This window comes from Myxococcus vastator, assembly GCF_010894475.1.
Taxonomy (GTDB): domain Bacteria; phylum Myxococcota; class Myxococcia; order Myxococcales; family Myxococcaceae; genus Myxococcus; species Myxococcus vastator.
In genome coordinates, this window is the sequence record NZ_JAAIYB010000337.1 from 1 (window position 1) to 9,384 (window position 9,384).

General features: G+C 70.6%; 8 protein-coding genes. 3 read left to right on the top strand and 5 right to left on the bottom strand.

The window, feature by feature from the left end; translation table 11 throughout:
- Positions 1 to 34: 34 nt before the first annotated feature.
- Positions 35 to 595 carry a hypothetical protein gene (locus tag G4D87_RS27105; protein ID WP_163785393.1) on the bottom strand — a complete coding sequence of 187 codons (561 nt, stop codon included), beginning with the start codon at positions 593 to 595 and terminating at the stop codon, positions 35 to 37.
- 153 nt (positions 596 to 748) lie between these two features.
- Between G4D87_RS27105 and dbpA the strand changes: the two genes are divergently transcribed.
- Positions 749 to 2,134, top strand: coding sequence for an ATP-dependent RNA helicase DbpA (gene dbpA, locus G4D87_RS27110; RefSeq protein ID WP_163785395.1), 1,386 nt, complete (start codon positions 749 to 751; stop codon positions 2,132 to 2,134).
- 9 nt (positions 2,135 to 2,143) lie between these two features.
- Here dbpA and G4D87_RS27115 read toward each other — a convergent pair whose 3' ends face one another.
- Positions 2,144 to 3,229, bottom strand: a complete 1,086-nt coding sequence (locus G4D87_RS27115; protein ID WP_163785397.1) for a YcjF family protein — start codon at positions 3,227 to 3,229, stop codon at positions 2,144 to 2,146.
- Between the two features lie 240 nt (positions 3,230 to 3,469).
- Between G4D87_RS27115 and G4D87_RS27120 the strand changes: the two genes are divergently transcribed.
- On the top strand, positions 3,470 to 4,618 hold the full coding sequence (locus tag G4D87_RS27120; RefSeq protein WP_163785398.1) for a zinc-dependent alcohol dehydrogenase: 1,149 nt from the start codon (positions 3,470 to 3,472) through the stop codon (positions 4,616 to 4,618).
- Positions 4,611 to 5,033 carry a hypothetical protein gene (locus tag G4D87_RS27125; protein WP_240358648.1) on the top strand — a complete coding sequence of 141 codons (423 nt, stop codon included), beginning with the start codon at positions 4,611 to 4,613 and terminating at the stop codon, positions 5,031 to 5,033. The genes G4D87_RS27120 and G4D87_RS27125 overlap by 8 nt, the downstream gene beginning before the upstream one ends.
- A 6-nt stretch (positions 5,034 to 5,039) precedes the next feature.
- Here G4D87_RS27125 and G4D87_RS27130 read toward each other — a convergent pair whose 3' ends face one another.
- Genes G4D87_RS27130 through G4D87_RS27140 form a run of 3 tightly spaced genes read right to left on the bottom strand, consistent with a single transcriptional unit; the run spans position 5,040 to position 9,052 of the window.
- Positions 5,040 to 7,139, bottom strand: coding sequence for a BatA domain-containing protein (locus G4D87_RS27130; protein ID WP_163785402.1), 2,100 nt, complete (start codon positions 7,137 to 7,139; stop codon positions 5,040 to 5,042).
- A complete protein-coding gene (locus G4D87_RS27135) occupies positions 7,136 to 8,014 on the bottom strand; it encodes a DUF58 domain-containing protein (protein ID WP_163785405.1) in 879 nt (292 codons plus the stop codon). The genes G4D87_RS27130 and G4D87_RS27135 overlap by 4 nt, the downstream gene beginning before the upstream one ends.
- A gap of 9 nt (positions 8,015 to 8,023) precedes the next feature.
- Positions 8,024 to 9,052, bottom strand: coding sequence for an AAA family ATPase (locus G4D87_RS27140; protein ID WP_163785407.1), 1,029 nt, complete (start codon positions 9,050 to 9,052; stop codon positions 8,024 to 8,026).
- Positions 9,053 to 9,384: the final 332 nt, after the last annotated feature.

Below are 9,384 nucleotides of genomic sequence, written 5' to 3' on the forward strand. Positions count from 1 at the left end.
GACATGGGCGGGCCTCCTGTCGAGCGTCAGGGCCTCAGTAGCAGGACGCCGCGTCCGCGGCGTAGAAGTCCGCCGAGAAGGTCGTCGTCTGGGCGCAGCCCGGGCGCGAGGCCGTCACGTACAGGGTGAAGTAGCCCACCGACGTGGCGGAGAGGACGATGTACGAGCCCGTGTTGTTGTGCAGCGAGGCGTAGTTGCTGGACCAGGTGTACGTCACGCCGCTCTCCGGGCTGAGGATGGAGTAGCGCCCGTAGGGGTGGCTCGACGGGTAGCACACGCTGATGTTCTCGGTGATGCTCTTCCGGGCCGGAGCGCAGGACGTGGGGGCGCAGGTGCGCGTGACGCCATCACACGTCACGGAGGTGGCGGTGGACTGGCAGTTCCCCAGCAGACTGCCGCATGAAATCGACCGGCCGCCAGGACACGCGAGCGTCACGGTGCAGGCGTTGAACGCCTGCACGTCGCCCTCCGTGTCTCCGGAGGACTCGAGCACCGGCGCGGGACCTTGTTCGATGGGCTGCGCCTCGGTGCCGCCGCAGCCGGTGGCGAGGAGGACGGTGGACAGCAGGGCGAGGGAGAGACGGATGGGGGACATGGGCGCTCCAGGCAAGGGACAGACACAGAGACTTTCTGGCGAAACACGAGTTTCACAGAGAGTATGACATGCAATCCAGTGCGAGCGGCCAGGCGGGGTGGGCGGCTTCACTTGTCCTGGCTTCGGCGGGTGTGCCGTGCCATGGGGCCCCGAATGGACTTCTCATCGCTCGCGCTGGCTCCCCCCCTGCTCCAGGTCCTGGAGGAGCTCGACTTCAAGACGGCCACGCCCATCCAGGCGCAGAGCATCCCGGTGCTGCTCCAGGGCAGGGACCTGGTCGGCCAGGCGCAGACGGGCAGCGGGAAGACGGCGGCCTTCGCGCTGCCGCTGCTCCAGAAGGTCCAGCTGCAGCACCGCAAGGTGCAGGCGCTGGTGCTGTGCCCGACGCGCGAGCTGTGCGCGCAGGTGGCGGGGGAAATCCGCAGGCTGGGGCGGCGGCTGCCCGGGCTCCAGGTGCTGGTGCTCGCGGGAGGTCAGCCCATCCGTCCGCAGTTGGATGCGCTGGAGAAGGGCGCGCATCTGGCGGTGGGAACGCCGGGCCGGGTGCTGGACGTGCTGGACCGGGACGCGCTGGAGACGCGGCAGCTGTCCACGGTGGTGCTGGACGAGGCGGACCGGATGCTCGACATGGGCTTCCGCGAGGACATGGAGCGCATCCTCGGAGCCATGCCGCCGCGGCGGCAGACGGTGCTCTTCTCCGCCACCTTCCCGCCGGACATCGAGGCGCTGAGCCGCGACTTCCAGCGCCAGCCCGTCCGCGTCACGGTGGAGAGCGCCACCGCGGGGCCCGACATCCAGCAGGTGCGCTACGACTGCGAGCCGGCGGAGAAGCAGGCCCTGCTGCTGCGCATCCTCCGGCACTACCAGCCGGCGTCCGCCATCGTCTTCTGCAACCTCAAGGCGACGGTGGTGGAGCTGAAGAAGTCGCTCTCCGCGTCGGGCGTCAGCGTGGACGGGCTCCAGGGGGACCTGGAGCAGTTCGAGCGGGACCGGGTGATGGCGAAGTTCCGCAACCAGAGCACGCGGGTGCTCATCGCCACGGACGTGGCGGGGCGCGGCATCGACGTGGAGGCGCTGGACGCCGTCATCAACTTCGACCTGCCGATGCAGGCCGAGCCCTACGTGCACCGCATCGGCCGCACCGGACGGGCGGGGCGCGCGGGGCTGGCCGTCTCCCTCGTCGCGCCTCGGGATGGCCGCAAGGTGGACGACATCCAGCTGGCCACCGGCGTGAAGCTGGAGCGCGGGGACGTGGAGTCCCTTCCCTCGGCGGACCCTCGCAACGCGGTGTCCCTGGAGTCGATGTGGGACACGCTCTACATCTCCGCCGGACGCAAGGACAAGCTGCGGCCCGGGGACGTCCTGGGCGCGCTCACGGGCGAGGCGGGCGGGCTGGAGGCGACCGACGTGGGCAAGATTGAAATCCAGGACCACGTGGCCTACGTCGCCGTCGCCCGGCGCGTGTCGCGGGTGGCCTTCCAGCGGCTGAGCGAGGGCCGCATCAAGGGCCGCCGGTACAAAATCGAGCGCGTGAAGTAGCCCGGAGGCCTATGCGGCGCCGCGCAGGGACATCTCCTCGCGGAAGGCCTGGATGACCTCCTCCTCCGTGGGCAGCTCGCCGCGGCGCTTCTCCATCAGCTTGGAGAGGACGGCGACGTAGGCCTCGCCGAACAGCGTGGTGAGCGCGGTGGCGGTGGTGGCGGAGATGAGCGCGCCAAGCGCCGTGCCCGGGCCAGGGACGAGCTTCAGCAGTCCGGACACGATGGACTGCCCGGTGAAGGTCGCGCCCAGGCCGGTGATGCCCGCGCCCACCAGCGTGGAGAGGAAGGCCTCCGTCAGCGGGAGGCCAAAGACGCTACTCACCCCCGCCAGCATTCCGACCTGCGTGGGGACGAGCAGGGCGGCGTCGGCGAAAGGGATGGGCACGGCTCCAATGAGGCCAGCGGCGGCCGCGGCGCTGGCGACGATGCCGTGCGCGCGCTTGCGCTTCTGGCCAATGCTCACGCGCTGGGCGGCTGCGAAGGCGTTGCGCTGAGCTTCGGGGACCAGCTCCATGGTGAGCTCGACGAGCTCCACCAGGCCCTTGGGCTGGAGCGTGTGGCCCTCGTCGTCCGTCTCCTGGAGCGCGCGCACGCGCATGACGTTGCGGGCCATGGGCAGCAGCTTCTGCACCTCCGCGCGGAAGCCCTGGTCGCTGCGGGCCTTGGTGACGACGACCACCACCGGCATGTGCCGCGCGAGCATCTCCGCCGCCTTCACGTCACCATCCTCCACGCGGCGCGAGTCCTCGCTGATGCACAGCCAGGCGCAGTGCAGGTGGCGCGTGGCGTCCGCCTCCCTGGCGCGCGCGGCCACCAGCTCCTCCAGCAGCTTCAGCGTCTCTTGAAAGGCGCCCAGCTCCAGGCCGCGGGTGTCGAGGATGCTGACGGGGATGCCCTCCTTCGTGTACTCGCGCGTCTCCTTCGTGACGGGGCGGCCCTGGCCCGTGTCCGCGATGCGGCCGTGGAACACCGCGTTGACCAGCGTGCTCTTGCCCACGCCGCTGCGGCCCGCGATGACGATGTTGACCCGGCCGCGCTTGCGGAAGGCCTCTTCGACCTGCTTGCGAATCTCCTCCGCCAGATGGATGTCCATGGGCTGCCGTCGCCTCCGCCGGTGAGTCCTCCCGAATCAGGGGAGGGGACCCCAGCGTAGCGGAAAGCCCCCGCGCGTCGGCGGAGTCCCGGCGAGGCAAGCGGGCAGGGGCGCCCTGGCGGGCTCGCTCGCCGGGGGTGGTCGGCCAGGACAGGGGGCGGCCATGCGAGTGCCGTCCCAGCCTTGCCGCGTTCGCCCTGGGTCCTCACTCCTTTACCCACACAAAGGAGCAGAACACGCATGCGCGCACTCAGCTATCAGGGGCCGTACCAGGTCCGGGTGAAGGACAAGCCGGACCCTCGCATCGAGCACCCGCAGGACGCGGTGCTCAAGGTCACGAAGACGGCCATTTGCGGCTCGGACCTGCACCTGCTGCACGGCCTCATCCCCGACACGCGGGTGGGCTGCACCTTCGGCCACGAGTTCGCCGGCGTCGTGGAGGAGGTGGGCCCGGGGGTCACCAACCTCAAGCCGGGCGACCGGGTGGTGGTGCCCTTCAACATCTCTTGCGGCGCTTGCTTCTATTGCAAGAAGGGCCTGACGGCGTGTTGTGAGAACTCCAACCCGTCCAGCGACGTCGCGGGCGGCGCGTTCGGCTTCTCTCACACCACGGGCGGCTACGACGGCGGGCAGGCGGAGTACGTGCGCGTGCCCTTCGCCAACGTGGGGCCCATGAAGATTCCGGAGGACATGGACGAGGAGGACGTCCTCTTCCTCAGCGACATCTTCCCCACCGGCTACATGGGGGCGGAGATGGGCGGCATCCAGCCGGGGGACACGGTGGTGGTGTTCGGCGCGGGCCCGGTGGGCCTCTTCGCCATGAAGAGCGCGTGGCTGATGGGCGCCGGCCGCGTCATCGCGGTGGACCTGCAGGACTACCGGCTCGACTTCGCCCGGAAGTTCGCCCACGTGGAGACGCTGAACTTCAAGGACGTGGACATCGTCACCGCCATCAAGGAGACCACCGAGGGCCGGGGCGCCGACGTGAGCATCGAGGCGGTGGGCTGCGAGGCCGAAGGCTCGCTCCTGCAGCGCGTGCTGGGCCTGGGGCTGATGGCCGAGGCGGGCGCCTCCACGGCGCTCAACTGGTGCATGCACGCCACCCGCAAGGGGGGTGTCATCTCCGTGGTGGGCGTGTACGGGCCGCCGTGGAACCTGGTCGACATCGGCACGGCGATGAACAAGAACCAGACGCTGCGGCTGGGCCAGTGCAACGTGAAGCGCTACATGCCGCACCTGCTGGAGCACATCCGCAAGGGGCGCGTGGACGCCAAGGGCATCATCACCCACCGCTTCAGCCTGGAGGACGCGCCGAAGGCGTATGACCTCTTCTCCAAGAAGCAGGACGGCTGCATCAAGTGCGTCCTCTCCCCGCATGCCCATGCCTGAGTGGAAGGAGCCCACCATGAACCCGAACGCGCGAAACATCCCGGGCTACGGCGTGGACGCCGACCCGAAGAACCGCCCCGGCTTCCCCAAGGAGGAGTCACCCCAGTTGCGCGGCGACGCGCGAGGCACGCCGTCCCGTCAGCAGTCGGACGCGGAGGTGTTCAAGCATGGGCAGCCCGCGCGGAAGATGCCGCTGGTGTTTGGCACGGCCCAGCCGCCCCAGGGCGTCTCCGGCATGCTGCGGCGGCTGGCCTACAAGTACCCGGACCACTGGACGCGGCACTGGATGATGTTGCTGCTGGCGGACCGCGTGGACGTGGCCGAGCACAAGCTGCGGAGGGGGCTTCCACGTCTCGCGGCGGGCGCGGCGGCCCTCCTCGTCGGCGGCGTCGTGATGCGCCGGCTCCGGGCCTGACGCCGGCTACTTGCGCAGCAGCGTGCCTTCGAAGAAGAACGCCAGGCACGCGGCCAGGATGAGCCAGGTCCACAGCGGCACCGTCGGCTTGTCCGCGTCACCCGTGGAGGCCTTCACCGTCTCTTCTCCGAAGTAGGCGGTGAGGGTGTCCATGGGCACACGGCCCAGGTCGCTCTCGGAGGGCTCGAGCACGGCGGCGAAGGACAAGTCGGACTGCACCTTCCCGTCCGCGCCCAACACCGAGTACACGCCCGGCTCCGTCACCGGCCCGGCCACCAGCGCGCCCTCCGGCTGCTCCTTCACGGCGACCTCGCTGCCGTCCGGCGCGCGCACCGAGGACACCTTCCGGGCGCCTTCGGGCCGCAGCGTGGCGCTCTCACCCACGCGCACGCGGACCTCCTCGCGCTCGTCCAGGGAGCCGGTGAGGTAGGCGGCGAAGCGCTGCATCAGCGGCAGGAAGGAGGTGCGGATGGAGAAGTCGCTCCAGTCGCGGTCCACCGTGCTGGTGAGCAGCGCCACGCGCCCCTTGCCCTTGCGCGCCACGGCCACCGCCGGCGCGCCGTCCTCGTAGGTGGCCAGCACCTGGCTGGCGCCCGCCGCGCCGGGGGAGTCCGCCTCCAGCAGCATGTACTTGTAGAAGCGCGCCCCCACGAGCCCCTCCTCCGCCTGCCCCGTGAAGGGCGAGAAGAGGACGTGCTCCACGGAGACCTGCGCCAGCCGCGCGCTCTTCGTGTCCGCGTCCGGGTCGTCGCGCTCGGCGCTGGTGCGCACCAGGCGCAGCGGACGCGGCAGCACCGGGCCCAGCCGCTGGTTGTAGGCCTCCGGGCTCACCCGGTCGCCCATGCTGATGAAGAGGCCGCCGCCGCTCTCCACGAAGGCCGCCAGCTTCTGGGCCTCGTCCGCGCTGGGCGCGGGTACGTTGAGCAGCAGCACCAAATCGTAGGCGGAGAAGTCCTCGCGCAGGCCCACCTCCGCGTCGCGCGTGGCCACCTCCACCGGCGAGCCCGGCGCGGTGAGGGCCGCGTCCACGAAGAAGGCCTCGTCCCGGTAGCGCGTCGCGTGGGGCGAGCCATTCACCACCAGCGCCTTCAGCGCGCGGGGCACCGGCAGCACGAAGGAGCGCCGGTCATCCTCCACCAGCGCGTCCGGCGCCAGCGTCACCTGCCCCAGCACCGTGCCGCCCTGCGGGAAGCGCACGGTGAGCGCCTTCTGCGTCGTGCCGCCCGGGGGGAGGTCCACGAAGCCCTTGGCCAGCGTGGACTCGCCCACGCGCACCGCGGCCTCCAAGTCCTTCACGGGCTCCGCGCCGAAGTTGCGCACCGTGAAGGTGAACTGGAACGTGCGCGGGCCGGCCTGCAGCGCGGGCTCCACCTTGAGGTCGACGATGGCGCGGTTGTTCAGCACCTCGTGGCCCTCGGCCGCGTCGCGCAGCACCACCTCCGGCTTCACGGGCGCGCCCGTGGGGCCCTTCACCGTGGGCGGCGGCGCCTCCAGGCGGAAGGCCGTGGCCGTCATGTCGGAGACCAGCACCAGCCGCTTGGCCGGCATGGGGTTCTCCTCCAGCGCGCGGGCCGCCAGGTCCAGGCAGCGCGACAGGTCCGCGGCGCCGTGCGTGGCCTTCGCTTCATCCACCAGCGAGCGCAGACGGCCGCGGTCGAAGCCCGGCGGCGGCGGCGCGGCGGGGGACTGCGTGCACACCAGCACGGTGGCGGGCTCTTCGGGCAGCAGGTCCTTCAGCGCGTCGCGGGCCTCGTCGCGGGCGCGCTCGAAGAGCGGCGTGCCGTCCGACCAGCGCATGGACAGCGACGCGTCCAGGATGATGGCCGTGGCCGCGGGGCCCTTCACCACCTGCGCGGCGGCCGCGTCGCGCGTCAGCTCGGGGCGGGCGAGGGCGATGGGGATGGCCAGCAGGATGAGCGTGCGCAGCGCGTACAGCAGCAGGCGCTTGAGCTTGAGGCGGCTGGCGGTGCGCTTCTGGCTGCGCATCACGAAGGCCAGCGGCCCGAAGGGGTGCGGCCGGGGCCGGCGCCGGTCGAACAGGTGCACCAGCAGGGGGATGAGGGCGCCCAGCGCGCCCAGCAGCATCCACGGATTGCCGAAGGTCACCGGCGCCTCCCGCGCCGCGACAGGTAGCGCAGCAGCACGTCATCCAGCTTGTCGTCCGTGCGCACCAGGTCGTAGTCCACGTCCGCCTCGGCGCACGCGGCCTTCACGCTCGCCAGGAAGCCGTTGAACTCCTCCAGGTAGCTCTCCTTGATTTCGCGCGGGTTGACCTCGACGCGGCCCTGGCCCTCCATGTCGATGAAGAGCGTGGGGTCGTCGAAGGGGAACGTCAGCTCCGCCGGGTCCACCAGGTGGAACACGGACACGTCGTTCTTCCGCTGGCGCAGCGCGAGGATGCGGCGCAGCGCGTCCTGGTTCTCATCCAGCAGGTCCGACAGGACGATGACGCTGGAGCGCCGGGGCAGCACCTCCGCCAGGTGGTCCGCCGCGCTGCCCAGGTCCGTGGCGCCGGTGGGCGTGGTGTGCTCCAGCGTGTCCAGCAGCACGTTGAGGTGGCCGGCCGACGCGCGCGGCGGCACGTCCTTCCACTTGCCGCCCGCCATCAGCGCCAGGCCCGCCGCGTCCTGCTGGCGCACCAGCAGGTAGCACAGCGCGCCCGCCAGCGTGGTGGCCACGTCCAGCTTGCTCAGCGCGCCGCTGCGGTAGCCCATGGAGGCGGACGCATCCACCACCATGACGGCGCGCAGGTTCGTCTCGTGCTCGAAGCGCTTGACGTAGTACTTGTCGAACTTGCCGTAGGCCTTCCAGTCCAGGTGGCGGAGCTCGTCGCCCGGGGCGTACTCCTTGTGCTCCGCGAACTCCACGCTCTGCCCCTGATGGGGGCTCTTGTGGAGGCCGGACAGCACGCCCTCCATCACCGCGCGGGCGCGCAGCTTCACTCCCTGGAGGCGGGCCAGCGTCTGGGCGTCGAGCAGCATGCGTGGGCGTTAGCCCTTCACCACCGTGAGGAGCTGGTCGATGAGCTTCACGGAGGTGATGCCCTCGCTCTCCGCGGTGAAGTTGGGCAGCACGCGGTGGCGCAGCACGGGGCGGGCCAGGGCGCGCACGTCCTCGACGGTGGCGACGAAGCGGCCGTGGAGGATGGCGCGCGCCTTCGCGGCCACCACCAGGTACTGGCTGGCGCGGGGGCCGGCGCCCCAGGACGCGTTCTTCGCGATGAAGTCCGGCGCGCCCGGCTCCTTGGGGCGGGTGTGGCGCACCAGCTCCACGGCGTAGCGCACCACGTGGTCCGGCACCGGCACGCGGCGCACCAGCTCCTGGAGCGCGAGGATGCGCTCGGGGGACAGAATCTTCTCCAGTTTCGGCTGCGGACCGCCGGTGGTGCTCTTGACGATCTGCACCTCTTCATCGGCGGTGGGGTAGCCCACGTCCACCAGGAACATGAAGCGGTCGAGCTGGGCCTCGGGCAGCGGATAGGTGCCCTCCTGCTCAATGGGGTTCTGCGTGGCGAAGACGAGGAAGGGCAGCTCCAGCGGGTACGTGCGGCCACCGGCGGTGATGCGGTACTCCTGCATGGCTTGCAGCAGCGCGGCCTGCGTCTTCGGCGGGGTGCGGTTCACCTCGTCCGCCAGGATGATGTTCGCGAACAGCGGACCCTGGAGGAAGCGGAAGGTGCGCCGGCCGGTGGTGCGGTCCTCTTCCAGGATGTCCGTGCCGGTGATGTCCGACGGCATCAGGTCCGGCGTGAACTGGATGCGGTTGAAGGACAGGTTGAGGACGTCCGCCAGCGTGGAGATGAGCAGCGTCTTGGCGAGGCCCGGAACGCCCACGAAGAGGCAGTGGCCGCGGCTGAAGAGGGAGATGAGCAGGTGCTCCACCACCTCGCGCTGACCGACGACGCGCTTTTCAATCTGGGCGACGATTTCGTTGCGGGCCTGGGCGAGCTCCTCGACAGCACGGAGGTCGTCGCTCGAGGCGTCGGGCACGGGCGGAGAGTCGGGGGCGGCGCTTTCCATGGAAGGGTTCTCTTAATTCGGGGGTGGCGCTGGGACCAAAGGATTCCGCCACCCTTGCGCCAGGGCGTGCGCTGGCAACCGTTCTGGGGGGGACCTATTCCGCTGCCGCACACCCCGGCACGCTGGGGCACATGGGCGCGCTGATCGCCTGCATGCTCCCCTGCCATGTGACAGTGCCCCTGGGCCGGGGGGGAATGCCGGGGGCTGGACACGCTGCTTAGGTTCCCAGGGCCTCGCTTCCGGTGGACGGGAGCAGGCTCCTTGGAGCGTGTCATGGGGTCATTTCGGCGGCGTGGTGGGCGTGGCAATCTCTGGACGGGGCTTCTTCCAGT